This window comes from Pseudonocardia broussonetiae, from assembly GCF_013155125.1.
GTDB lineage: Bacteria > Actinomycetota > Actinomycetes > Mycobacteriales > Pseudonocardiaceae > Pseudonocardia > Pseudonocardia broussonetiae.
The window spans coordinates 1896926-1919938 of record NZ_CP053564.1; the positions used below are offsets into that span (position 1 = coordinate 1896926).

General features: G+C 75.3%; 20 protein-coding genes. 8 read left to right on the forward strand and 12 right to left on the reverse strand.

Going from position 1 to position 23013, the window contains the following annotated elements:
• Positions 1-5: 5 nt before the first annotated feature.
• Positions 6-308, forward strand: coding sequence for a DUF3024 domain-containing protein (locus tag HOP40_RS09360; protein WP_172156734.1), 303 nt, complete (start codon positions 6-8; stop codon positions 306-308).
• On the opposite strand, the gene HOP40_RS09365 is transcribed toward HOP40_RS09360, so the two are convergent.
• The 4 genes from HOP40_RS09365 to HOP40_RS09380 form a co-directional block, all read right to left on the reverse strand.
• Positions 293-2194, reverse strand: coding sequence for a hypothetical protein (locus tag HOP40_RS09365; RefSeq protein ID WP_172156736.1), 1902 nt, complete (start codon positions 2192-2194; stop codon positions 293-295). The genes HOP40_RS09360 and HOP40_RS09365 overlap by 16 nt on opposite strands.
• A 255-nt stretch (positions 2195-2449) precedes the next feature.
• The gene (gene mctP, locus HOP40_RS09370; RefSeq protein WP_172156738.1) at positions 2450-4093 is read right to left on the reverse strand and encodes a monocarboxylate uptake permease MctP; all 1644 of its coding nucleotides are present in this window, start codon (positions 4091-4093) and stop codon (positions 2450-2452) included.
• Complete coding sequence (locus HOP40_RS09375; RefSeq protein WP_172156740.1) at positions 4090-4377, reverse strand: DUF3311 domain-containing protein; 288 nt, start codon at positions 4375-4377, stop codon at positions 4090-4092. Before HOP40_RS09375 ends, mctP begins: the two co-directional genes overlap by 4 nt.
• Before the next feature lie 183 nt (positions 4378-4560).
• A complete protein-coding gene (locus HOP40_RS09380; RefSeq protein ID WP_172156742.1) occupies positions 4561-6378 on the reverse strand; it encodes a phosphoenolpyruvate carboxykinase (GTP) in 1818 nt (605 codons plus the stop codon).
• A gap of 327 nt (positions 6379-6705) precedes the next feature.
• Between HOP40_RS09380 and HOP40_RS09385 the strand changes: the two genes are divergently transcribed.
• Together HOP40_RS09385 and HOP40_RS09390 are read left to right on the forward strand one after the other, a co-directional pair.
• The gene (locus tag HOP40_RS09385) at positions 6706-7155 is read left to right on the forward strand and encodes a hypothetical protein (protein WP_172156744.1); all 450 of its coding nucleotides are present in this window, start codon (positions 6706-6708) and stop codon (positions 7153-7155) included.
• A gap of 4 nt (positions 7156-7159) precedes the next feature.
• A complete protein-coding gene (locus tag HOP40_RS09390; protein ID WP_205347137.1) occupies positions 7160-8623 on the forward strand; it encodes a TIGR03560 family F420-dependent LLM class oxidoreductase in 1464 nt (487 codons plus the stop codon).
• Here the strand turns inward: HOP40_RS09390 and HOP40_RS09395 are convergent.
• Entirely contained in the window at positions 8604-10154 is a 1551-nt protein-coding gene (locus tag HOP40_RS09395; RefSeq protein ID WP_240157598.1) for an MFS transporter, read from the reverse strand. The two genes, HOP40_RS09390 and HOP40_RS09395, sit on opposite strands and share 20 nt — an antisense overlap.
• A gap of 83 nt (positions 10155-10237) precedes the next feature.
• Between HOP40_RS09395 and HOP40_RS09400 the strand changes: the two genes are divergently transcribed.
• Positions 10238-10783, forward strand: a complete 546-nt coding sequence (locus tag HOP40_RS09400; RefSeq protein ID WP_172156748.1) for a TetR/AcrR family transcriptional regulator — start codon at positions 10238-10240, stop codon at positions 10781-10783.
• Positions 10784-11794: 1011 nt separating this feature from the next.
• Here HOP40_RS09400 and HOP40_RS09405 read toward each other — a convergent pair.
• The 6 genes from HOP40_RS09405 to HOP40_RS09430 all read right to left on the reverse strand — a co-directional run bounded on the left by HOP40_RS09405 (position 11795) and on the right by HOP40_RS09430 (position 17922).
• On the reverse strand, positions 11795-12133 hold the full coding sequence (locus HOP40_RS09405) for a hypothetical protein (RefSeq protein ID WP_172156750.1): 339 nt from the start codon (positions 12131-12133) through the stop codon (positions 11795-11797).
• A 235-nt stretch (positions 12134-12368) separates the two neighbouring features.
• Positions 12369-13745, reverse strand: coding sequence for a metallopeptidase TldD-related protein (locus HOP40_RS09410; protein ID WP_172156752.1), 1377 nt, complete (start codon positions 13743-13745; stop codon positions 12369-12371).
• Positions 13742-15247: a TldD/PmbA family protein gene (locus HOP40_RS09415; RefSeq protein ID WP_172156754.1), complete on the reverse strand. Its 1506-nt coding sequence runs from the start codon at positions 15245-15247 to the stop codon at positions 13742-13744. The genes HOP40_RS09410 and HOP40_RS09415 overlap by 4 nt, the downstream gene beginning before the upstream one ends.
• A gap of 41 nt (positions 15248-15288) precedes the next feature.
• Positions 15289-17193, reverse strand: coding sequence for a DUF2339 domain-containing protein (locus HOP40_RS09420; protein ID WP_172156756.1), 1905 nt, complete (start codon positions 17191-17193; stop codon positions 15289-15291).
• A gap of 68 nt (positions 17194-17261) precedes the next feature.
• A complete protein-coding gene (locus tag HOP40_RS09425; protein WP_172156758.1) occupies positions 17262-17537 on the reverse strand; it encodes a hypothetical protein in 276 nt (91 codons plus the stop codon).
• Entirely contained in the window at positions 17527-17922 is a 396-nt protein-coding gene (locus HOP40_RS09430) for a hypothetical protein (protein ID WP_172156760.1), read from the reverse strand. Before HOP40_RS09430 ends, HOP40_RS09425 begins: the two co-directional genes overlap by 11 nt.
• 540 nt (positions 17923-18462) lie before the next feature.
• Here HOP40_RS09430 and trmB point away from each other — a divergent pair.
• Both trmB and HOP40_RS09440 read left to right on the forward strand, forming a co-directional pair.
• The gene (gene trmB / locus HOP40_RS09435) at positions 18463-19173 is read left to right on the forward strand and encodes a tRNA (guanosine(46)-N7)-methyltransferase TrmB (RefSeq protein ID WP_240157766.1); all 711 of its coding nucleotides are present in this window, start codon (positions 18463-18465) and stop codon (positions 19171-19173) included.
• Between the two features lie 92 nt (positions 19174-19265).
• A complete protein-coding gene (locus HOP40_RS09440) occupies positions 19266-20396 on the forward strand; it encodes a nitric oxide synthase oxygenase (RefSeq protein WP_172156763.1) in 1131 nt (376 codons plus the stop codon).
• 48 nt (positions 20397-20444) lie between these two features.
• On the opposite strand, the gene paaI is transcribed toward HOP40_RS09440, so the two are convergent.
• Entirely contained in the window at positions 20445-20879 is a 435-nt protein-coding gene (gene paaI / locus HOP40_RS09445) for a hydroxyphenylacetyl-CoA thioesterase PaaI (protein ID WP_172156764.1), read from the reverse strand.
• Positions 20880-20922: 43 nt separating this feature from the next.
• Between paaI and HOP40_RS09450 the strand changes: the two genes are divergently transcribed.
• Positions 20923-21552, forward strand: a complete 630-nt coding sequence (locus tag HOP40_RS09450; RefSeq protein ID WP_172156765.1) for an NYN domain-containing protein — start codon at positions 20923-20925, stop codon at positions 21550-21552.
• Entirely contained in the window at positions 21549-22850 is a 1302-nt protein-coding gene (locus HOP40_RS09455; RefSeq protein WP_172156766.1) for an amidohydrolase family protein, read from the forward strand. The genes HOP40_RS09450 and HOP40_RS09455 overlap by 4 nt, the downstream gene beginning before the upstream one ends.
• The last annotated feature ends 163 nt before the right edge of the window (positions 22851-23013 follow it).

Below are 23013 nucleotides of genomic sequence, written 5' to 3' on the forward strand. Positions count from 1 at the left end.
TCGTCATGGACCTGCCGGAGGAGATCCGCCACGCGCTGTCGCGGTGGTGCGCCGCGCGGATCCCGGAGCGGGAGCGCGAGCACCGCCGGATCGGCTACACCGTGCACGGCAGCGAGGTGACGATCCTCGACCGCCGCGCCCCCGCCCGTCCCGAGCTCGACGTGGAGTGGTCGTCGAGGCCGCTGGCGCGGCTCCGCGTCGACGGCGCCGGCCACTGGACGCTGTACCGCCCCGTCGACGGCGGGTGGGCCCGCACCTCCGACGGCGCGGACCCGATCGCCCTGCTGGAGGCTCAGGCGCCGGCCTGACCCACCGCCGACACCGCCCCGGCGCGCCCGCCCGGGTGGAACTGCACGACCCGGCCCGCCGGCGACGGCTCGGCCGGACGGCCCTGGATCAGCAGCGCCGACGCGCGCTGCAGCACGCTGAGCAGCGACGGCGAGCCCTCGGGCTGATCGTCGGGCGCCACCACCGCGATCATCCGCGGCGCGACGGCCGTGAGCAGGAGCCGCTCGACGCCGAGCTGGGCCGCCCCGAGGACGACGACGACGTCGGCGCTGTCGGGAGCGGGCAGCGCGCCGAGCAGGGTCTGGCTGCGGACGAAGCAGGCCAGGCCGTAGGCGCCGGAGTCGTGCTCGTGCAGCTCGTCCCACGCGGCCGCCAGCGCGGGCGCGGTGGCCCGCAGCCGCCCGAGCAGGGTCGTGCGGCGGACCTCGTCGCGCAGCTCGCGCCGGGCCGCGCCCAGCGCGTCGACGGCCTGCTCGTACGCGTCGGCGTCGCGGCGGCGCAGGGCGGCCACGGCCTGGTGGTGCTCCGGGGCGGTGACGGTGCCGGCGGCGCGCTCGGCGAGCCGGTCGGCCATCGTGTCGAGCTTGTGGGCGGCCTCCGCGGCCGACCCGTGCTCCTCGTAGTCGAGGATCGCGGCCGAGACGCGCGCCGCGGAGTCGACGTCGGGCACCGACAGGGGCGAGTCGGCGGCGAGGAACAGCACGTCGTGGCGCAGTGAGCCCACGGAGCGGGCCGCGGCCCCCACCAGGGCCAGGCGCTCGGCCAGCGGGGCCAGGTCGAGCGGCCCGCGCGGGGCCGGGACGCCCATCTCGGCGCACCCGGCGACGATCCGGCCCAGGCGCTCGGTGAGCTCCATGTGGTCGAGCACGCGCAGCACGTCCGGGGCGGTGACCGGCTCCCGGTCGGCCACGCGGATGCGCCGCAGCACGGGCTGGACGTCGCGCTGGGCCGAGGGCCGGAAGTACGCGCGGGCGCGGCCGCCGGACTCGAGGAACTCGTAGTAGTTGCACAGCAGGTCGACGGCGTCGGCCGGGAGCGGGCCGAGGAACGACACCGGCGGGGCGTCGCGGCGCTGGTGGGCGATCGTCGCGGCCTGCGCGACGTCCTCGTGCGTGCGGTCGAACACGGCGCGGTGCCGCGTGTGGATCAGGTGCCCGAGCAGCTCCCACTCCCACGGCGACTGGCGGCGGGTGCCGAGCGCGTCGAGCCGCACGGTGACGCACCGCGCGATCGAGGTGACGGCCTCCCGGCGGTCGGGCTCCACGCGCGAGAGCAGTGCGGGGACGACGGTGCCCGCGTCGTCCGGGCGCCCGGCCTGCACGGCCTGGCGGCTGAGCCGGCGCACGTCGTCGACGGGCGGCAGGGCGTCGGCGGGGGGCAGGTCCTGCCCGGCCCGGGCCCGTGCGGCCGCGGTGGAGGTGGCCAGCAGGCGGCGCAGCTCGCGCAGCTCGCCGTGCGGGACGTCGGGCAGGGCGTCGACCGTGCGGCCGGTGGCCATGTCGCTGCGCACCGCGTCGAGCTCCGCGTCGGTCTCGGCGGTGACGACGACGCGGCGGCCGTCGGCGACCAGCGCGGACACCGCGGCGGCGACGGCGGACGGGCCCGCCTCGTCGAGGACGACCAGCGCCGTGCCGCGCATCGCCGCGACCACCGAGGTCGGGTCGTCGACCGGGTGGCGCTGGGCGGGCGGGACCTCCGCGACCGATGCCGCGAGTGCCTCGGCCAGGCGGCGCAGCCCGGGGGGCGTGGACCCGGCCCGGACGGTGCGGCCGATCTGCTCCTTGGCCCGGGCCGTGGTGGCCTCGTCCTGGGCCGCCGCCGCGAGGCGGTCGACGAACACCAGGAGGTCCTCGGCGTCCTCTCCGGCGGACGCACGGTCGTGCGCGCTCCCGGGTCCGACATCCATCACCGCGGTCACCTCCGACTGTCGCCGCCCGGCGTGGCAGCGATCACCCTTCGTATCGCAGGGGTCCACAGAATGTTGCACCCCTGACGAGTGGCGGGGCAATCACGCGCCGCCGAAAGGTCACTCTCGGCGGTGTCCGGCCACTCGTTCGAGTGAACGGCGCAACGGGGCACCCGTCTCATCGCGGCCGACCGCCACGGCGCGTCGACGTCGATCATCGACGTCGCCGGGCGGTCGATCCGATGCGACCAGCGGTCAGTGCAGGTCGGCCGCGACCGGCTTGAGCCGGTCGGATCCCTCGTCCGCGTGGTAGTCGGCGGGCGAGGTCTGGTCGCTGCCCTCGGCCGTGCCGGCCGCCCTGAGGGCGAACGTCACGAGCACGGCGACCACGAGGTTGCACACCAGCGCCACGAACCCGACGTAGATGAGCACCGTCGAGCCGGCGAACGGCTGCCAGCCCAGCAGGTTGATCTTGTCGAGCGCGAGCGCCGAGCCGCCGAAGTGCGCGCGGCCCGCGGCCGCGTTGGGGATCGTGTAGAGCAGGTACAGGCCGTAGCCCATGCCCACGACCCACCCGGCGACGAGCGCCCAGCGGTGCAGCCAGCGCGTGTAGACCGCGATGGCCACGGCGGGCAGCGTCTGCAGGATGATCACGCCGCCGATCAGCTGCAGGTCGATGGAGAACTGCGGGTCGACCGCGACGATGAACAGCACCGCCCCGAACTTGACCACCAGCGACGCGATCTTGGCCTGCTGCGCCTCCTGCTTCGGCGTCGCGTCCTTGCGCAGGTACTCCTTGTAGATGTTGCGCGTCCACAGGTTGGCCGCGGCGATCGACATGATCGCGGCCGGCACGAGCGCGCCGATCCCGATCGCGGCGAACGCCAGGCCCGCGAACAGCGAACCGAACTCGTTGTCGAACAGCACCGGGATGATGGTGTTGGTGTCGGGGCGGCCGGTGGCGTTGTTGGTGATCGGTGTGACGCCCGCGGCGATGGCCACGTAGCCCAGCAGCGCGAGCAGGCCGAGCAGCAGCGAGTAAGCCGGCAGCGCCATCATGTTGCGCTTGATCACGTTGCGCCCCCGCGAGGCCAGGATGCCCGTGAGCGAGTGCGGGTAGAGGAACAGCGCCAGCGCCGACCCCAGCGCCAGGGTGATGTACTGCAGCTGGTTGTTGGCCGTGAGCAGCACGCCGTCGGCGGGCGACTCCGTGGCCTGGAACTTCGCGTCGGCCGCGTCGAAGATCGCGCCCCAGCCGCCGAACTTCGCGGGCAGGTAGACGATGGCCACCAGGATCACGACGTAGATCAGGATGTCCTTGACGAACGCGATCAGCGCGGGTGCCCGCAGGCCCGACTGGTAGGTGTAGACGGCCAGGATGATGAACGCGACGAGCAGCGGCAGGTGCCCGAGCAGCCCGCTGCCGTTGAGGCCCATCGTGCGCAGCACCGCCTCGAGCCCGACGAGCTGCAGCGCGATGTAGGGCATCGTCGCCAGCAGTCCGGTGATCGCGACGAGGAACGCCAGCAGCGACGAGCCGTAGCGCCCGCGCACGAAGTCGGCGGGGGTGACGTAGCCGTGCACCCGCGAGACCGACCAGAGCCGCAGCACCGGCAGGAACACCAGCGGGTAGAGGACGACGGTGTAGGGCAGCGCGAAGAAGCCCATCGCGCCCGCCCCGAACAGCAGCGCGGGCACCGCGACGAAGGTGTAGGCGGTGTAGAGGTCGCCGCCGACGAGGAACCAGGTGATCCAGGCGCCGAACTTGCGCCCGCCCAGGCCCCACTCGTCGAGGTGCTCCAGGGTGTCGCCGCGCTGCCAGCGCGAGGCGAGGAAGCCCATCACGGTGACCACCAGGAACAGCACCGCGAAGACGATCAGCTCGGTCCACTGGATCATCGCTGGGCCCCCTCGTCGAGGTCGTCGACGTCGGCCGCGGTGCCGGGGGCGACCGGTGCGGGCTCGTCGCGGGTCATCACGTAGACGATCGCCACGCAGACGACGCCGACCGGCACCCAGGCGAACTGGGACCAGTAGAAGAACGGCATGCCGAACAGCTCGGGTTCGACCGAGTTGAACCAGGGCGTGACGAGCATGAGGAACGGCACCAGGAGCAGCAGGTTCCACGCGTTGACGCGGAGCCCGTCCTGGTCACGGGGTGGTCGGCTGGTCGACTCTGACATGCGTCTGCTCCCGCTGGATCGCAGCGACGATCGGTGGTCGCCAGGGATAGTAGGTCCGACCACCGACGCTGTCGCGCCATCGTCGCGGCACCGTGATCAACCGTCCGGGCCCGTCGCCGGACCCCGGACGCGCGCCGGCCCGCCACGCGGGTGCGTGGCGGGCCGGTGGGCCGTGCGGGTCGGTCAGGCGCCGAGGCGGAGCTTGAGAGCCTCCAGCTCGTCGCGCATCGACGTCGGCAGGCCGTCGCCGATCTTGTCGAACCACTCCTCGATGAGCGGGATCTCGGCCTTCCACTCCTCGACGTCGACGGTCAGCGCGGCGTCGATGTCGGCCACGGCGGCGTCGAGGCCCTCGAGGTCGATCTGGTCGGACGTCGGGACGTAGCCGATCGCGGTCTCGGTGGCCGCGGCCGTGCCCTCCATGCGCTCGATGCACCACTTGAGGACGCGGCTGTTCTCGCCGAACCCGGGCCACAGGAACTGGCCCTCGTCACCGCGGCGGAACCAGTTGACGTAGAAGATCTTCGGCAGCTTGTCGGCGTCGGCGCCCTTGCCGATGTTCACCCAGTGCTGGAAGTACTCGCCGACGTTGTAGCCCAGGAAGGGCAGCATCGCCATCGGGTCGCGGCGGACCTGGCCGAGCCCGCCGGCCGCGGCCGCGGTCTTCTCGCTCGACATCGTGGCGCCCATGAAGGTGCCGTGCTGCCAGTCGCGGGCCTCGGAGACCAGCGGGACCGTGGTCTTGCGGCGCCCGCCGAACAGGATCGCCGAGATCGGCACGCCGTTGGGGTCCTCCCACTCCGGCGCGACGACCGGGCACTGCCCGATCGGCACGGTGTAGCGGGAGTTGGGGTGCGCGGCGTCGGTGCCGGACTCGGGCGTCCAGTCGTTGCCCTTCCAGTCCGTCAGGTGCTGGGGATCGCCTTCGAGGCCCTCCCACCACACGTCGCCGTCGTCGGTGAGCGCGACGTTGGTGAACAGCGCGTTGCCCGCCTCGATGGTGCGCATCGCGTTGGGGTTGGTCTTCCAGTTGGTGCCCGGCGCGACGCCGAAGAAGCCGAACTCCGGGTTGACGGCGTAGAGCCGGCCGTCCTCGCCGAAGCGCATCCAGGCGATGTCGTCGCCGACGGTCTCGGCGCGCCAGCCGGGGATGGTCGGCTGGAGCATCGCGAGGTTGGTCTTGCCGCAGGCCGACGGGAACGCCGCGGCGATGTAGTAGGCCTTCTCCTCCGGCGAGATGAGCTTGAGGATGAGCATGTGCTCGGCCATCCAGCCCTCGTCGTGGGCGATGGCCGAGGCGATGCGCAGGGCGTAGCACTTCTTGCCCAGCAGCGCGTTGCCGCCGTAGCCGGAGCCGAAGCTCCAGATCTCGCGGGTCTCGGGGAAGTGCGAGATGTACTTGGTCTCGTTGCAGGGCCACGCGACGTCGGCCTGGCCGGGCTCGAGCGGGGCGCCCACGGAGTGCACGCACTTGACGAAGGAGTCGCCGCGGTCGGAGAACAGCGGGAGCACGGTGGCGCCCATCCGCGTCATGATCTTCATCGACGCGACGACGTACTCCGAGTCGGTGATCTCCACGCCCAGCATCGGCGGGGTCGCGTCGAGCGGGCCCATGCAGAACGGGATGACGTACATCGTGCGCCCGCGCATGCTGCCGCGGTAGAGCTCCGACATCGTCGACTTCATCTCGGCCGGATCGACCCAGTTGTTCGTCGGGCCCGCACCCGACGGCTCGGCGGAACAGATGAACGTGCGCTCCTCGACGCGCGCCACGTCATCGGGATCGGAAGCCGCGTAGAAAGAATTCGGTTTCTTCTCGAGTCGCGTGAAGGTGCCGGCCTCGACGAGAGCGGACGTCATCCGCTCCCACTCTTCCTCGGACCCGTCGACCCACACGACGCGGTCCGGCGTGGTCAGCTCGGCCACCTCGCGGACCCACGAGAGCAGTCGCGTGTTGTCGGTCGGCGCCTCGTCGAGCCCTGGCACGGTGGCTGCTGTCATGTCGTCCTGTCTCCTCACCGGCGGACCGGGTTCTGCGGGAACGCTGCGCACGCCCGAGCCGGAACGGGTCGGACGTGCCTGTCGAAGATGAATAGCGACGGTACCGGCGGTGTCCGGCTTTCCCCACCGCTGGCCGATGTCGATTGACTCACAGGACCGATCAACTAATCGATTCAGAAGTGGTCAGCGCGCTATTCCCGATGGCGCCGTAGTGACGAGCGCGACGTTGTGGCGGTGCCGCCGCCGTGCGCGCTCCGTGTGGACCGCCGCCGTCGCCCCGCGTAGCGTTTCGTGCGTATCCGGTCGCACCGAGGGAGCGCGCACACCATGAGCGACACCGGCATGTACGTCACGCTGCTCGTCGTGTCCATCGCGCTCACGTTCCTGGTGGGCCGGCTCCTGGTCACGGCGGGCGAACCCTTCCTGCAGGAGGTGTTCCAGGACGCCAAGGTCACGCGGTCGGTGAACCTGCTGCTGTCCGTGCTGTTCCACCTGATCACCCTCGGCGTGCTGGCGATCATCTCGGTCGCCGACTTCGCCGACGGCGAGGAGCCGCTGCAGACGTTCGTCGTCAAGCTCGGGGTGGTGCTGCTCGTGCTGGGCATCGCCTACGGCATCTCGATGCTCGTGCTCATCCGCGTGCGGGAGCGCCGCCGCGCCGACCAGGTCTCCGAGCAGGTGCAGGAGCGGCTGGCCGAGCGCTCGGCGCCCGCCCCGCGGCCCGTCGTCGAGCCGCAGATCAGCACCCAGCCGGTGATCCCGAAGCGCCAGATCTGAGCCGGTGGTCCGGCTCCCCGCGCCGTGCCTGGTGGTGCTGGCCGGGCCGCCCGGATCCGGGAAGTCGACGTGGGCGGCGGCGCACTTCCCCGTCGACCAGGTCGTGTCCTCCGACCGGCTGCGCGCCGTCGTCGGGGCGGGCGAGGACGACATCGCGGCCAGCGCCGACGCGTTCGCGCTGCTGGAGGAGGTCGTCGCCCGCCGGGTCGCGCGCGGGCTGACCACGGTCGTCGACACGACCGGGCTCGACGCCGAGCGCCGCGCCCGCTGGCGCGACCTCGCCCGGGCGCGGGGCACGGCGTGCGTGGCCGTCGCCTTCGACACCCCCGCCGCGGTGTGCCGGGCCCGCAACCGCGCCCGTCCGCACCCCGTCCCGGCCGCCGCGCTCACCGCGCAGCTGCGCGCCTGGCCCGCCGTCCGCGACGCCCTGGGGGCCGAGGGCTTCGACGACGTCCTCGCGCCGGAGCCCGTGCGGGTGGTGCCGCCGGCGTTCGCGAGGAGCGGGGAGGCCGCGGCGCGGCAGGCCGAGCGGCCGGTCGAGCTGCGCTTCGCCCTGCACCTCGGCGAGTTCGGGGGCGGCGCGGCGACGCTGCGGACCCGGCTGCGCGAGATCGCCGTCGCCGCGGAGGCCGTCGGCTTCGACGCGGTGTACGTGATGGACCACTTCCGGCAGATCCCGCAGGTGGGCCGCGCGTGGGACGACTTCTGCGAGAGCTGGACGACGCTCGCCTGGCTGGCCGCGTGCACCGAGCGGGTGCGGCTGGGCACGCTCGTCACCGCCGTCACGCACCGCAACGCCGGTCTCCTGGCCAAGATCGTCGCGACGCTGGACGTGCTCAGCGGCGGGCGCGCGGTGTGCGGGCTGGGCCTCGGCTGGTTCGCCGCGGAGCACCGCGCCTACGGCTACGCGTTCCCGCCGGTGGCCGAGCGCTACGCGCTGCTGGAGGACGCGCTGCGGGCGCTGCCGGTGCTGTGGGGCCCGGGCGGCGCGCCGTTCCGCGGGCGGGTGCTCGACCTCCCCGACACCGCCGCGTACCCGCGCCCCCTGCAGGAGCGCGTCCCGATCGTGCTGGGTGGCGGGGGCGAGCGGCGCACGCTGCGCCTCGCCGCGCAGCACGCGGACGTCGCCAACGTGCTGGGCGACCTCGCCACGGTCGCCCGCAAGGCCGCGGTGCTGCGCGCGCACTGCGCGGAGAGCGGGCGCGAGGTCGCGCTCTCCCACCTGTCGACGGCGCTGGTCGGCACCGACGCCGCCGAGGTCGACGCGCTGGTGCACCGGCTGCGCCCGCGCGGCGCCGACCCGGCCCGCTACGCGGCCTCGGTGCACGCGGGCACCGTCGAGGACCACGTCGGGCGGTTCCGGGAGCTCGCCGAGGCGGGCGTCGGGGAGGTGGTCGTGCGGCTGCCCGGCCTGGTCGACGCCGCGCCGCTGGAGCGGATGGCGCCGGTCATCGCGGCGTTCCGCTGACCCCCGTCCTGCTGACCCCCGGGCGCAGGCCGAGCGCCACCACCGCGGCGACCGCGACCATCACCGCCGCGCCGACGAGCGCGGTGACGCCGACCCCGGCGTCGAACGCGGCGCGGGCCGAGTCCAGCAGCGCCTGCCCGTCGTGGCCGGGCACGCGGGCGGCGGTGCCGACCGCCCCGCCCAGCGTCTCGTGGGCGGCGTCGGCCCCGTCCGGGCCGATGCTGGTCGGCACGACCACGCCGGCGCGGTACGCCGCGGCGAGCACGCTGCCGAGCACCGCGGTGCCGAGCACGGCGCCGATCTCGTAGGCCGTCTCCGACACCGCCGACGCCGAGCCCGCGCGGTCGGCCGGGACGGCGGCGAGGATGGCGTCGTTCGTGATCGTCTCCGAGAGCCCGATCCCGGCGCCCACGAGCACCGCCGCGACGGCGAGCAGGCCGACCTCGGGCGTCGCGGCCAGCAGGTAGCCGGCCGCGGCGAGCAGCAGCCCCGCGGGCACGAGCACGCGCAGCGGGAAGCGCCGGGCGAGCCGGCTGGCCACCAGACCGGCGACCATGGTCGTCGCGAAGCCGGGGAGCAGGACCAGCCCGGCGTCGAGGGGGTCGAGGCCGGCCACGAGCAGCAGGTGCTGCGCGGAGAAGAACAGCAGGCCCGTCAGCGCGAACATCGTCGTGGCGTTGGCCAGTGCCGACAGGCGCAGGACCGGGGACGCGAACAGGGTGACGTCGAGCAGCGGCTCCTCGCCCGCCGCGATCCGCGCCCTCGCCCGCCGGACGAACAGCACGGCCGAGGCGGCGGCGACGAGCAGCGCGAGCACCGCCGTCGCGGTGATGCCGTCGTGCGCCACGGTCTTCACGGCCAGCACGGCCGGGCCCATCGCGAGCAGCGAGAGCAGCACGCCGAGCGGGTCGAGCCGCCCCGGCGCGGCCATCCGCGACTCGGGCAGCAGCACCGCGCCGAGCACCAGGATCAGCAGCATCAGCGGCACGTTCACCAGGAACACGGCGCCCCACCAGTAGTGGGTGAGCAGCAGGCCGCCGACGATCGGGCCGACGGCCGCGCCCGCCGCGAAGCCCGTGGCCCAGATCGCGACGGCCAGGCGGCGCTGCCCGCGGTCGGGGAACAGCGTGCGGAGCAGGGCGAGCGTCGCCGGCATGAGCATGGCGCCGAAGAACCCGAGCAGGGCGCGCGCGGCCACGAGGTGCGCGGCGTCCGTGGAGAAGGCGGCGGCCAGGGAAACCGCGCCGAACCCGGCGACCCCGATCAGCAGCGTGCGGCGGCGCCCGATGCGGTCGCCGAGCGTGCCCATCGTGACGAGCAGGCCGGCGAGGACGAGCGGGTAGACGTCGACGATCCACAGCTGCTGCACGGCCGACGGCGCGAGCGCCTCGCTGATCGCGGGCAGGGCGAAGCCCAGGACGGTGTTGTCGATCGCCACCAGCAGCGTGGGCAGGAACAGCACGGCGAGGCCGAGCCAGGCGCGTGCACCGGCGCGCGGCGGCGCGGCGGGGGAGAGGACGGTGGCGGTCACGTCAGGACTGTACCGTCTGGACGGTATAGACATTCCCGGCCGGGCGCCGTCGTGGCGCACCCCACCCCTCCTAGACTCCGACGATGACCGGAGCCCGGGACCGCGTGCTCGACGCCTACGAGACGCTCCTGATCGACCACGGCCCCGGATCGGCCACGCTCGACGCCGTCGCCGCCGCGGCGGAGGTCTCCAAGGGCGGGCTGCTCTACCACTTCGCGTCGAAGGACGCGCTGGTCACCGGCCTGCTCGACCGCCTGCGCGAGCGCAGCGCCGCCGACGCCGACGCGATCCGCAGCGCCCCCGACGGCGCCGTCGCCTACTACCTGCGCACCTCCGCACCCGGCGGCGGCACCCCCGGCGGCGTCACGCGCACCTACCTCGCGGTCCTGCGCATCTCCGACGGCAGCTCCACCGGTCAGGAGGTCCGCGACGCGCTGGCGGTGGTGGACGCCGACGCCTTCGCCGCGCTCCGGGACGAGCTCGAGGACCCGGTGCTGGCCTGGCTCGCCCAGCTCGTGGGGGACGGCCTGTACCTGCGCACCCTCACCGGCACCCCCCTACCGCCCGGGTTGGGGGTGGAGGACCTGCTGGCGAGGATGCGGCGGTACCTGCCGGCGGCGGAAGCCTGACATTCGCCCCCACCCGCCCGTCGCGCCTCCGTCCCGTCGCGCCCCCGCTCCGCCCGCCCTGCCCAACCGGTGATCAAGGGGAGATGGTCGCTCGATGATCTCCGGACGCGGCCTTTCGCCCTTGATGAGCGCCGGGGCGGGACGGGCCGGGAGTGGGGCGGGCGCAGCGGGAGCGGACCGGGCTTCGCGCCTCCCTGTTGGCCGTTCGCGCACGTCCGGACATGCGCGGGACGGCGGGTTGGTGCGCAGTTCGCGGCGTTCCGCGGAACGCGGTCGTGCGTGACACCCGCGCGCAGCCTCCCGGCCGCGCACCCGCCGGCGGTTCGCGCACCGGTTGATCAGAAGCGCGTACGCGGGCCCCACGCCCTGCGCGGGTCACGGCAGGTGCGTGTTCGCTGCGTTCCGCGGAACGCGATCGCACAGCGACAGTCGTGCGAGCCACGGTCTGCACTCGTGGTTTTTCAACGCCCACCAGTGGCTTGCGCACCTGTTGGCTGCTCGCACACGTCCGCACGTGCGCGGGGCGCCACCACCTGCGCGAATGCCGGCTGGTGCGCGGTTCGCGGCGTTCCGCGGAACGCGGATCGCGCGCCGACGCCCACGCTGAGGCTCGCTGCATGCACGACCGTCGGTCGTCAGCGCGGGATGCAGGCTGCTGCGCAGTTCGCGCCCCGTCGCCCGCGCGTCGCCCCGATTCGCCGACCCGTCCCACCAGTCGACCACGCGCACGCCGCCGAGCCCCGCGATCAAGGGCACATGGTCGCGGTCGGAGATCAACGAGCGACCATCCGCCCTTGATCACCGGCCGCCCGGGGCGTGGCAGGAGCGCGGCGGCCAGGAGGGTGCGGGGCGCGGCAGGGGTGCGGCGGCCAAGGGGATGCGGCGCTCGGCGGGGGTGCGGCGCCCAGGGGCGTGCGGGCCCGAGCGGGTGCGGCGGGGGGCGCGGTAGGGAGGGGGTGCCGAGGTGGGGAGGAGGTGCCGAGGCGGGGGGAAGGGGGTCGCGGGCGCGCCCTACCCGAAGATCCACCTCGACGTCGCCCGGACCAGGGACGGGGCCGGCTCCACCGGCACCGGACGCCGGGCGATCTCCGGCACCGGGATGGGCAGGCGGTGGGTCGTGACGTTCCAGTACCGGCTCTCCGGGTCGCCCGCCCGCCACGCGTTGGCCAGGCGGGCGATGGCGTCGGCGTCGGCCCGGCGGCGGGGGCGCGGGCGCATGCCGCAGCGCTCGCGGACCTCGCGGTCCAGCGTGCGCCAGGCGTCGTCGGCGGTGGTGTGCACGCTGACGGTGGGTTCGCCGTCGGTCTGGCCGACCAGCAGCGTGTAGGCGCTGACCATCTCGTAGGACACGGGCAGGGCCCCTCTCGGGCTCGAACCGGGATTCCCGCGACGTCGTCGGCGCGCTCGCACAGTCAACGACACCGACCCCGCCCGGGTCGCCTCCGGCACGCCGATCGTCGCCCGATGGTGTCCATCACGCGCTGTGTGCAACCGGTCAGCCTGGTCGGGTGAGGGGCGGATCGCCGGACGGGTGGCCCCCGTCGGCGGGACCGCTCACCGGCCGATGTCTCACCGGCCCGGTGACTCAACGGCCCAGCGACACCGACGACATCGTGAAGTCCGGGACCCGCACCGGCGGCATCGCCGCGCGCGTGAACCAGTCCTTCCACTCCCGCGGCAGCGTCCGCCCGGTGGCGCCGACCTCGGTGGCCGAGCGCAGGACGTCGAGCGGGGAGTGGTTGAAGCGGAAGTTGTGGTCGACCTCGCCGACGATCTCGCCGCCCTCCACGAGGTACACCCCGTCCCGGGTGAGGCCGGTGAGCAGCAGCGTGGCGGGGTCGACGAGCCGGATGTACCAGAGGCAGGTCAGCAGCAGGCCGCGGTCGGTGCGGGCGACCATGTCCTCCAGCGACGCGTCCGAACCGCCGGTGAGCAGGAGGTTGTCGCCACCCGGGGTGAACGTCGTGCCGAACTCGGCGGCCTCCGCGCGGGAGTAGCCGAGCTCGCTGATGACGCCCTCGCGGACCCAGTCGACGCGCCGCACGGGCGCGCCGTTGTCGAACACCGACACCGCGTCGCCGGAGCGGGTCGTCGACACGAACGGCTCGTACTCCAGGCCCGGCGCGGCGGGGTCGCAGGCCAGGGTGAGCGGCAGGTCGGTCAGGCGCTCGCCGACGCGCGGGCCGTCCGGGCCGGACAGCGCGCTGCGGCCCTCCTGCGCCGGGCGCCCGTCCATCGACCACGCCAGGTAGATCATCAGGTCCGACACCGCCGACGGCGGCAGCAGCGTCTCGTACTTCCCCGCCGGCAGCGTGACGCGCCGCTTCCCCCACTCGAGGCGGCGGGCGGCCTGCGCCGCGAGGTCGACGACGTCGACGTCGGTGAAGTCGGCCGTCGACGCCCCCACCCACGCCGACCCCGACAGGTCCTGCGTCTTCGCGTTGAGCTCCACCGAGCCCGTCGGCTGCACCCAGCGGCGCCGCACGCCGGCCGAGGTGCCGAGCCAGGTGGTCGTCAGCTCGTGGCTGGCGAACCCGTACTGGCGCTCCGGCCCGGCGAGCACCTCGGCCAGGCCCTCGGCGAACGCCGAGTACACGCCGATCGACGTCTCGACCGCGGGGTCGTCCCAGGCCGCGTCGGTGGTGGTGGGCCCGGGCAGCGGCATGGCGTCCTGCGCGGGGCCGGCGTCGCGCGCCGAGGCCTCCGCGGCGGCCACCAGCTCGTCGAGCCGGGCCGGGTCGGTGATCGTCACCCCGGTGCTGACGACGCCCGCCGCCGTGCCGCCCTCGACGGCCACCAGCGCGACCACGCTCACGCGCGCCGCGGTCGTGTGCCCGTTGGTCGTCATCGTCGAGTTGGCCCAGCGCAGCACGGCCTCGCTCGACTCCTGCACGAGCACGGCGCACCCGTGCAGGTGCGCGGCCGCCGCCAGCGTCCGCTCGACGATCTCCTGCGCCCTCACGAGCCCTCCTCCTGCGTGTTGAGCACGGTGACGCCGCGGAAGCGCGCCGACGGGCAGCCGTGGCTCACCGCCGCCACCTGCCCGGGCTGGGCCTTGCCGCAGTTCATCGCGCCGTGCAGGACCCAGGTCGACGGGCCGCCGACGGCGTCGAGCGAACCCCAGAAGTCGGTGGTCGTGGCCTGGTAGGCGACGTCGCGGAGCTGCCCCGCCAGCTGCCCGTTCTCGATCTTGTAGAACCGCTGGCCGGTGAACTGGAAGTTGTAGCGCTGCATGTCGATCGACCACGACTTGTCGCCGACGACGTAGATCCCCCGCTCGACGCCCGCGACGAGCTCCTCGGTCGACGTGTCGCGCACGGGATCGGGCTGCAGCGACACGTTCGCCATCCGCTGGATCGGCACGTGGTGCGGCGAGTCGGCGAAGGCGCAGCCGTTGGAGCGCTCCAGCCCCAGGCGCGGGGCGAACGTGCGGTCGAGCTGGTAGCCGACCAGCACGCCGTCGCGCACGAGGTCCCACTCGGTGGTGGCGACGCCGTCGTCGTCGTAGCCGACGGTGGCGAGCCCGTGCGGGACGGTCCGGTCGCCGGTGACGTGCATGTGCTCGGAGCCGTAGCGCAGCGTGCCGAGCAGGTCGGGCGTGGCGAAGCTGGAGCCGGCGTAGGCGGCCTCGTAGCCGATCGCGCGGTCGTACTCGGTGGCGTGCCCGACCGACTCGTGGATGGTGAGCCAGAGGTTCGTCGGGTCGATGACCAGGTCGTACGCGCCCGCGATGACGCTGGGCGCCTTCGTCTTCTCGGCCAGCAGGGCGGGCACCTCGGCGAGCTCGGCGTCCCAGTCCCACCCGGTGCCGGTCAGGTACTCCCAGCCGCGGCCCGCGGGCGGGGCGAGGCTGCTCATCGTCTCGAACGCCCCGGCGCCGCGGTCCACGGCGGTGGCGGTGAACGCCGGCGCGATCCGCACGCGCTGCTGGGTGGTGCGGGTGCCGGTGAGGTCGGCGTAGAACTTGTTCTCCCGCACCTGCGCGACGCCCGCGTGGACGTGGTCGACGCCGTCGGAGGCGAGCAGCCGCTGCGACCACTCGGTGAGCAGCCCGACCTTGTCGCGCGTCGGGACGTCGAAGGGGTCGACGTCGTAGGCGGAGATCCACTCGACGCCCGCGTGCACCGGCTCGTCGGCCCGTTCCACCCGCTCGATCGCGACGGGCGCCAGCGTCCGCGCGACGGCCACCGCGCGCTCGGCGGTGGCGGCGGCCCGGTCGGGGGTGAGGTCGCCGTGCGAGGCGAAGCCCCACACCCCGTCGACGATCACGCGGACCGCCAGCCCGACGGCCACGTCGTCGGCGACGCCGGTGACGCGGCCGTCGCGCAGGTCGACCGACTGCGACACGATCCGCTCGACCCGCAGGTCGGCGTGCTGGGCCCCCAGGTCGCGGGCGCGGGAGAGGGCGGCGTCGGCGAGCGCGGCGAGCGGGAGGCCCGCGAACACCGGGTCCAGGTCTGGCATGCCCCGAACCTATCCGGCGCCGGACCCGTCCCGCCCCGGCCCTATCCCGCTTCGGCGACCATCCGCGCGTAGCGGGTGCCCGCGGCCAGCAGCACCAGCCCGGCGCCGAGGAACGCGGCGACCTGCGCCAGCCCGTCGAGCACCACCAGGTCGAACAGGACCAGCTTGGCGACGGCGCCGGCCACCAGCACCAGCCCGGTCACCCGCAGCGCGGGGCGGCGCAGGCCGCGGGCCAGCAGCACGAGCGCCACCACCGTCCAGGACACGGTGACGATCGCGTGCCCGACGGTGAACGCGGTGCGCTCGGGCGAGACCAGCAGCGCCAGCGTCACGATCAGCCCGGCCGTGCCGTAGAGGCCGGCGACGCCGAGCGGCACCCAGATCCCGGCCGTCGCGGAGTCGGGGCGCACCAGCCGCAGCCGCCCGCCGGCCACCGTGAGCGCGACGGAGGCGAGCAGCACCAGCAGCGACACCACGATCCCGCCGACGAGCTCGGCCGTCTGCCCCCGGCCGTCGACGAGGTAGGGGTACTGGGGGAAGTCGACGAGCGCGGCGATCGGGGCGTCGACGGCGATCGCCAGCAGTGTCCCCACCAGCCAGAACCCACCGGCGACGACGAACGGCAGCCGGTCGCGCACGGCCACGGCGGTGCCGGCCAGCGCGACCGCGACCACCAGCAGCGTGCCCGTGGCGACCGGGCCGTCGAGGGCGACCAGCACCGCCTCCAGGACGGCCACCGCGGCGACCGCGACGAGCGCGGCGCGCAGCCGCGACCCGACTCCGGGCACCGCCAGCAGGGCGAGGGCGAGCAGCCCGGCGGCCGCCGCGATGCCCGCGCCGCCCCAGCCGTCGACCTCGGGGCCGAGCACCAGCGCGGGCAGCACGGCCAGCGCGACGAGCCCGCCGACCACGCCGTCGGGCAGACGGCGCACCGCGAGGGCGGCGCCGGCCAGGCCGAGCAGCGCGGTGGCGAGGACCGCGAGGATCCGCCACGGGTCGCTGTCGAACACGACGACCGACGCGGTCAGCGCGGGACCCGCCGCGGCGAGCAGGGCGGGCCAGGACCAGCCGCGGCGCAGCGCCACGGCGGCCACCGCGACCTGCAGCGCCAGCAGCAGCGCGACGAGCAGCGGACCCTCGACGAGCACCGGCGCGAGCACCGCACCCCCGACGACGATGCCGGACGCGAGCAGCGCCGAGCGCCAGCGGTCGGCCAGCGCGAGCCCGGCCGCGGCGACGACCAGGGCCAGCAGCACGGCGAGCGGCTCGGCGAGCCCGAGCAGCCGGTTCGCGGCCGCGACCACCAGGTACAGGGCCGCGAACCCGGTGCCGGCCACCGCCAGCGCCCCGCCGCGGCGCGTCTCGACGCGGTGCATCCACGTCCCGAACGCCACCAGCACCACGCCGAGCACGGCGCCCGACCACACGCGTGCGGCCGGCGTGCCCCAGCCCCGCGACGCGGCCAGGGCCAGGAACAGCACCACGCCCAGCAGCGTCATCGCGCCGCCGGTCCAGGCCAGGAGCCGGGCGCCGCCCGCGGTGGCCCGCGAGGCCGGGGCGGGGGCGCCCGGCGCGGCGACGGGCGGGCGGCCCCACCCGGCGGGCAGGCCGGTGGACCAGGGCGCTGCCGGCTGCGGCTGAGGCTGCGGCTGGGGCGCCCAGGGCGCGGAGGGCGGCGGTCCCCACGCCGGAGCCCCGGACGGCGGTCCCCACGCCGGAGCCGCAGGCGTTCCCCGGGGCGCGGTGGGCGCGGCCGGGCGCTCCAGCACGCTCATAACGGCGTCGGCGGACGCTCCGGCCGGGGCGTCGGAGGGAGCGTCGGCGGCCCCCACGGGGGCGCTCGGCCCCGCCTCCGGCACGCCGAACGCCTGCAGCCGGGCCTCGACGCTGTCGAGCCGCCGGCCCAGGCTCGCGAGCTCCGCGGCGAGGTCGGGTGTGCTGGTCATGGCGCCATGATCGGTCCGTGCGGGCGCGAGGGGATGCGTACGGCTACGCGCCCGTGGTCACGGATCGGTCACGGCCACCGCGGCAGCAGGCGCAGGAGCACGTCGACCAGGCTCGGCGGCTCGTCGTCGCAGTCGCGGACGCCGGTGGTGCCGTCGGCGCGCAGGGCGAAGGTGCGGTCGGCGAGGCCGTCGGCGTCGAGGTCGACGTGCAGCAGCAGGTCACCCGCCGGGTGCTCGGTGAACACCGAGTCGGCATCGCCGTCGCCGTCGGTGTCGAGGCCGTCGGTGACGTCGGCGCAGGGCGGCTGCTCGTCGTCCGGGACCGAACGGGGATCACGGGACATCGGCGGCCTCCCGGGCGGGGGTGAGCAGGGCGAGCTCGGCCCCGGCCTCCGCGCGGCACCGGGCCAGCGCCGCGTCGAGGCGGGCGGCCGCGGCCGTGGTGCGGACGGCGGTGCGGCGGGCGAGCTCGGCGTCGAGGCGGGCGTGCGCAGCCGCCAGGAGGTCGGTGCCCCAGCGGTGCAGCCGGGCCCGGTCGGCGGCGGCGCGGCGCGCGCGGACGACGGCGACGAGCACCAGCACGGCCGCCCCGACAGCGGGCAGCAGCACCGCGGGCCCCGCGAACCCCGACAGCGGCGCGACCGCGAGCGGCAGCACCGCCAGGCGCCACGTGCCCGCGTCGGCGAGGACCTCGACGACGCGCGTGCGCGGCGGCGCCGGCGCCGCCACGTGCCCGCGTCGGCGAGGACCTCGACGACGCGCGTGCGCGGCGGCGCCGGCGGGTCCGGGGTGCGCGGCGGGAGCGGGTCCTCCGGCGGCGCCGGCAGCGCGACGCCCCGGTCGGCGGCCGTGCCGCGCTCGGCCGCCACGGCGCGCGCCGACCAGTCGGCACAGGCGGCGACCTCGACGGCGCGGGCCGCGGCGGCCACCGCGGCGGCGGGGTGCCCGTCGAGGGTGCGCCGGACGTCGGCGAGATCGGCCGCGGCCTGCGCGAGCGTCGTGACGCGGGCGGCGGCGAGGGCGTCCCGGAGATCGGCGCGGGCGGGGGTCAGCAGCGCGAGGCGCTCGCGCAGCTCCCGGCGCCGGGCGCGCACGGCGTCGGCGAAGCGGTCGGGCATGGCGGGCAGGGTGGCAGGGCGGGGACCGGCGCGGGGCCGATCGGGAGAACGGTGTGCGATCGTGAACGGCCCCCCGCCCCGTCACGAAGGAGCCCGCGTGTCCACGCGCCCGCCGACCGGCGCGCCCACCGAGGCCCGGCCCACCGCCCGCATCACGAGCTTCGTGCACCACCGCGCGCGGTTGACCGAGGGTCAGCAGCGGGCCTGGGACCGCTCGTGGCCGGTGCTCGGCCGCGACGTGGCCGACCTCGTCGCGGGCACCGTCGCCTACGACCCGGCGGCGTGGTTCGGCCGCGAGGCGCCGCTGGTCCTGGAGATCGGCTCCGGCATGGGCGAGTCGACGGCGGCACTGGCCGCGGCGGCCCCGGAGCGCGACCACCTCGCCGTCGAGGTGTTCGAGCCCGGCCTCGCGCAGCTGCTCATGCGGGTCGAGGAGCTGGGGCTCACCAACCTCGCGCTGCTGCGCGGCGACGCCGTCGAGCTGCTGCGGACGCGGGTGCCGGAGGCGTCGCTCGCGGCCGTCCGGATCTTCTTCCCCGACCCCTGGCCCAAGCGCAAGCACCGCAAGCGGCGCCTCGTGCAGCCCGAGGTGGCGGCGCTCGTCGCCTCCCGTCTGGTGCCCGGCGGCACCCTGCACCTGGCCACGGACTGGGACGACTACGCCACCCAGATGCGCACGGTGTGTGACGGCGAACACCTGTTGGAGAACACCGCGGCGGCCGAGCCGGGTGGGTGGACGCCGCGCCCGGTTTGGCGCCCCGTGACCAAGTTCGAGCACCGTGCGCACCAGGAGGGCCGCGACGTGCACGACCTCGTCTATAGGCGTCGTTGCGCCGAGCGCACTGGCGATCACGCTTCGTGACCGTGTAGGAAGGTCAACGGCCCCGGTACGGGGGAACGGGCTAGAGCGAGAGCGGGGCGTGCGTGACGGCGTTGGTGGATGGGAACACCCTTGTGCCGGCGCCGCGGACCTGCCCGGTCAGGCACGCGTCCGAGCCCCTGGCGGAGTCGGCGCTGGTCGAGGCGGCGACGACGTTCCTGGCGCAGTTCCACGACGAGACCACCCCGGCCCAGACGCTGGAGGGCCGCCTCGACGAGGTGCGCCGCGAGATCGAGGACACCGGCACCTACGTCCACACCACCGACGAGCTGACGTTCGGCGCCCGGGTGGCGTGGCGCAACGCGGCCCGCTGCATCGGCCGGCTCTACTGGAACAGCCTGCGCGTCCGGGACCGCCGCACGGTGACCGAGCCCGCCGAGGTCGCCGCCGAGTGCGTCGCGCACCTGCGCGACGCCGGGCGCGACGGCCGCATCCGCTCCACCCTCACCGTCTTCGCGCCGGACCGCCCCGGCGACCCCGGGCCGCGCATCCACAACGAGCAGCTCATCCGCTACGCCGGGCACCGCACGGCGAGCGGGCAGGTCCGCGGCGACGGCCGGTACGCCGACTTCACCGACCGGGTCGTCGCGATGGGCTGGCAGCGGCCCGACCCGCTCGGCCGCTTCGACGTGCTGCCGCTGGTGGTCTCCCGCGGCGACGCCGAGCCCGAGCTGCACGAGATCCCCGCCGACGCCGTGCTCGAGGTGCCGCTCCACCACCCCGACCACGCGTGGTTCGCCGACCTGCGCCTGCGCTGGCACGCGGTGCCCGCGATCAGCAACATGCCGCTGGAGGTCGGCGGCATCACCTACCCCGCCGCCCCGTTCAACGGCTGGTACCTGGGCACCGAGATCGGCGCCCGCAACCTCGTCGACGCCGACCGCTACGACCTGCTGCCCGCCATCGCCGACCGCCTCGGCCTCGACACCAGCTCCGAGCGGACGCTGTGGCGCGACCGCGCGATGGTGGAGATGGTCCGGGCGGTCCAGCACTCGTTCGACAGCGCCGGCGTGACGATGGCCGACCACCACACCGAGTCCCAGCGCTTCCTCACCCACGTGGCGCGCGAGGAGAACGCGGGGCGGAAGTGCCCCGCCGACTGGAGCTGGATCGTGCCGCCGGTGAGCGGGGGCCTGACGCCGGTGTACCACCGGTACTACGACGAGCCTGACCCCGCGACCCGCCCGGCCTACCTCACCCCCTGAGCCCCGTGAGTGGTTACGAGTGCTCCGGCACCCGTATCCGCTCACGGGTCAGGTGGGCGGTGCCAGCCCCGGCACCTGGCGGGTCCGGCCCCGGAGCTCCGCGACCACCGCGTCGCCCGCCCGCACCGTGACGTCGTAGAGCCCGGAGCGCCCGGACACCGCCCGCTCGACGGCCGTGGCCACGAGCTCCTCGCCCAGGGCCCCGGGCCGCAGGAACGCGATGTCGGCGCCCTGGGCCAACGAGGAGACGCCGTGGCTGTTCGCCGCGTACGCCAGCGCGGCGTCGGCGAGCAGGAACAGGAACCCGCCGTGGCAGATGCCGTGGCCGTTGAGGTGCTGCTCGGTGACCACCATCGCGACGCTCGCCGCACCCGGCTCGACGTCGACGAGCCGGACCCCCGCCCCGCGCGCGGCGGAGTCGTTGCGGGCCATCGCGTCGGCGGTGCGGCGGGCCACCGCGGCGGCGTCGGGGAGATCGTCCATCGTGGCGCGACCCTATCCCGGGCCGGGGGATAGGGTCGCGGCCATGACGAGCCCCGCGCCGACCTCGCCGCCCGCACCCCGGGTGCTGCTGGTCTGGGACGCGCCCAACATGGACATGAGCCTGGGCTCGCTCCTCGGTGCCCGGCCGACGGCGGCGTTCCGCCCGCGGTTCGACGCGGTCGGCCGCTGGCTGCTCGACCTCGCCGGGCCGGACGCGCTGGCCGAGGCCACCGTCTTCACCAACGTCGTGCCCGGCAGCACCGAGGTCGTCCGCCCGTGGGTGGAGGCGCTGCGCAACGTCGGCTTCGCGGTCTTCGCCAAGCCCAAGATCACCGATGACTCCGACGTCGACGACGACATGCTCGCCCACATCCGCCTGCGCGCCGACGAGGGCCTGCTCGAGCACGTCGTCGTGGCCTCGGGCGACGGCCGCGCGTTCCGCGAGCCGCTGGAGGAGCTGCGGGCCAAGGGCACGTACGTCACGGTCATCGGGTTCCGCGAGCACGCGACGTTCGCGGTGGCGTCGGACGTGATGGAGTTCGTCGACCTCGAGGAGATCGACGGCGTCTTCCGCGAGCCCCTCCCGCGGATCACGCTCGACTCGCTGCCCGACGGCGGCGCCTGGCTGCCCCCGTTCCGGTCGCTGCGCTCGCTGCTCGAGCCCCGCAGGTGACCCGGTTCACCGCGCCGGTCGTGCTCCCCTGCGACCCGGCGTGCTCGGTGCTGCGCGACGGGGTCGTCGACGTCGACGACGCCGGCCGCATCACGTTCGTCGGCCCGCGCGCGGACGCCCCGCCGACCGGTGACGCGGTGCGCGCGCTGTCCGGGGCCCTGCTGCCCGGGCTGGTCAACACGCACGCGCACACCCCGATGCTCGCGCTGCGCGGCGCCGGCGGCGACCTGCCGCTGCTGCGCTGGCTGCACGAGGTCATGTGGCCGATGGAGGCCCGCCTCACCGGCGACGACGTGCGCGTCGCGATGACCGCGGGCGGCGTCGAGATGCTGCGCACCGGCTGCACGACGAGCGTCGAGATGTACTTCCACACCCAGGCCGTGCTCGACGCCGTCGACGCCGTCGGCTCCCGCGTCCTGCTGACGCCCGGCGTCATCGCCGCACCCGGCTGGGACCGCCTCGGCTCCTGGGAGCGGATGCGCGACGACATCTCCGCCCGGATCGACGCCGACGGGCTCGTGAACGGGCGGGTGGAGCTCGGCTACGGCCCGCACTCGGCGTACACGCTGCCGCCCGAGGCGCTCGCCTCGATCGGCGAGCACGCGCGGGCCCGCGGCGCGCTGCTGCACGTGCACGTCGCCGAGGCGGCGGAGGAGGACGCGGCCGCCCGCGCCTCCCACGGCTCGGTCCCCGCCCTGCTCGACTCGCTCGGCGTCCTCGACGGCCGGGTCCTGGCGGCGCACTCGATCCAGCTCTCCGACGACGACATCGCGCTCTTCGGCGCGCGCGGCACCGCCGTCGCGCACTGCCCGGGCTCCAACGCCAAGCTCGCGGCCGGGGTCGCGCGGGTCACCGCGCTGCGCCGCGCCGGCGTGCGCGTCGGGCTGGGCACCGACGGGCCCGCGTCCGGCGACGACCTCGACGTCTGGGCCGAGGCCCGCCTCGCCGGCCTCCTCGCACGCGTGACGAGCGGCGACGCCGCCGCCCTCACCGCGTCCGAGCTGCTGCTGATGGCCACCCGCGACGGCGCCGCCGCGATCGGCCGCGACGACCTCGGAGCGCTGGAACCCGGCCGCCACGCCGACCTCGTGCACGTCGACCTCGACGACCCCGTCTTCACCGACCCCGCCGACGACGCCCAGCTCCTGTCGAACCTCGTGTGGGCCGGCGGCTCCCGGCTCGTGCGGGACGTGTGGGTGGCCGGGGAGCAGGTCGTGGCCGACGGCGAGCCGACGCGCGTGCGGCGGTCGGACACCACGGCCGCGATCCGCGGGGTGGCGGCGCGCCTGCGTCCCTGAGGGGGTGCGGCCCCCGAACCCGGGCCCGGGCCCGGGACGCGCGGAGCCCCGGGACGCACGGAGGCCGGCGCCCCGCGGGGTGCACGGCGGTCCGTCGTCGCCGTTCCCCGCGGGCCACCGGCCCCTGGTCGTGCGTGCGGTCCGCTCCCCAGCCGACCGCACT

Bases quoted from the DNA above. Each gene is read 5' to 3' on its own strand.
- HOP40_RS09365 (WP_172156736.1), bottom strand. From the start codon at position 2,194: ATGGATGTCGGACCCGGGAGCGCGCACGACCGTGCGTCCGCCGGAGAG.
- HOP40_RS09400 (WP_172156748.1), top strand. From the start codon at position 10,238: ATGACCGGAGCCCGGGACCGCGTGCTCGACGCCTACGAGACGCTCCTG.
- HOP40_RS09425 (WP_172156758.1), bottom strand. From the start codon at position 17,537: ATGTCCCGTGATCCCCGTTCGGTCCCGGACGACGAGCAGCCGCCCTGC.
- HOP40_RS09415 (WP_172156754.1), bottom strand. From the start codon at position 15,247: ATGCCAGACCTGGACCCGGTGTTCGCGGGCCTCCCGCTCGCCGCGCTC.
- HOP40_RS09385 (WP_172156744.1), top strand. From the start codon at position 6,706: ATGAGCGACACCGGCATGTACGTCACGCTGCTCGTCGTGTCCATCGCG.
- HOP40_RS09360 (WP_172156734.1), top strand. From the start codon at position 6: ATGGACCTGCCGGAGGAGATCCGCCACGCGCTGTCGCGGTGGTGCGCC.
- HOP40_RS09375 (WP_172156740.1), bottom strand. From the start codon at position 4,377: ATGTCAGAGTCGACCAGCCGACCACCCCGTGACCAGGACGGGCTCCGC.
- paaI (WP_172156764.1), bottom strand. From the start codon at position 20,879: ATGGACGATCTCCCCGACGCCGCCGCGGTGGCCCGCCGCACCGCCGAC.
- mctP (WP_172156738.1), bottom strand. From the start codon at position 4,093: ATGATCCAGTGGACCGAGCTGATCGTCTTCGCGGTGCTGTTCCTGGTG.
- HOP40_RS09420 (WP_172156756.1), bottom strand. From the start codon at position 17,193: ATGACCAGCACACCCGACCTCGCCGCGGAGCTCGCGAGCCTGGGCCGG.
- HOP40_RS09450 (WP_172156765.1), top strand. From the start codon at position 20,923: ATGACGAGCCCCGCGCCGACCTCGCCGCCCGCACCCCGGGTGCTGCTG.
- HOP40_RS09380 (WP_172156742.1), bottom strand. From the start codon at position 6,378: ATGACAGCAGCCACCGTGCCAGGGCTCGACGAGGCGCCGACCGACAAC.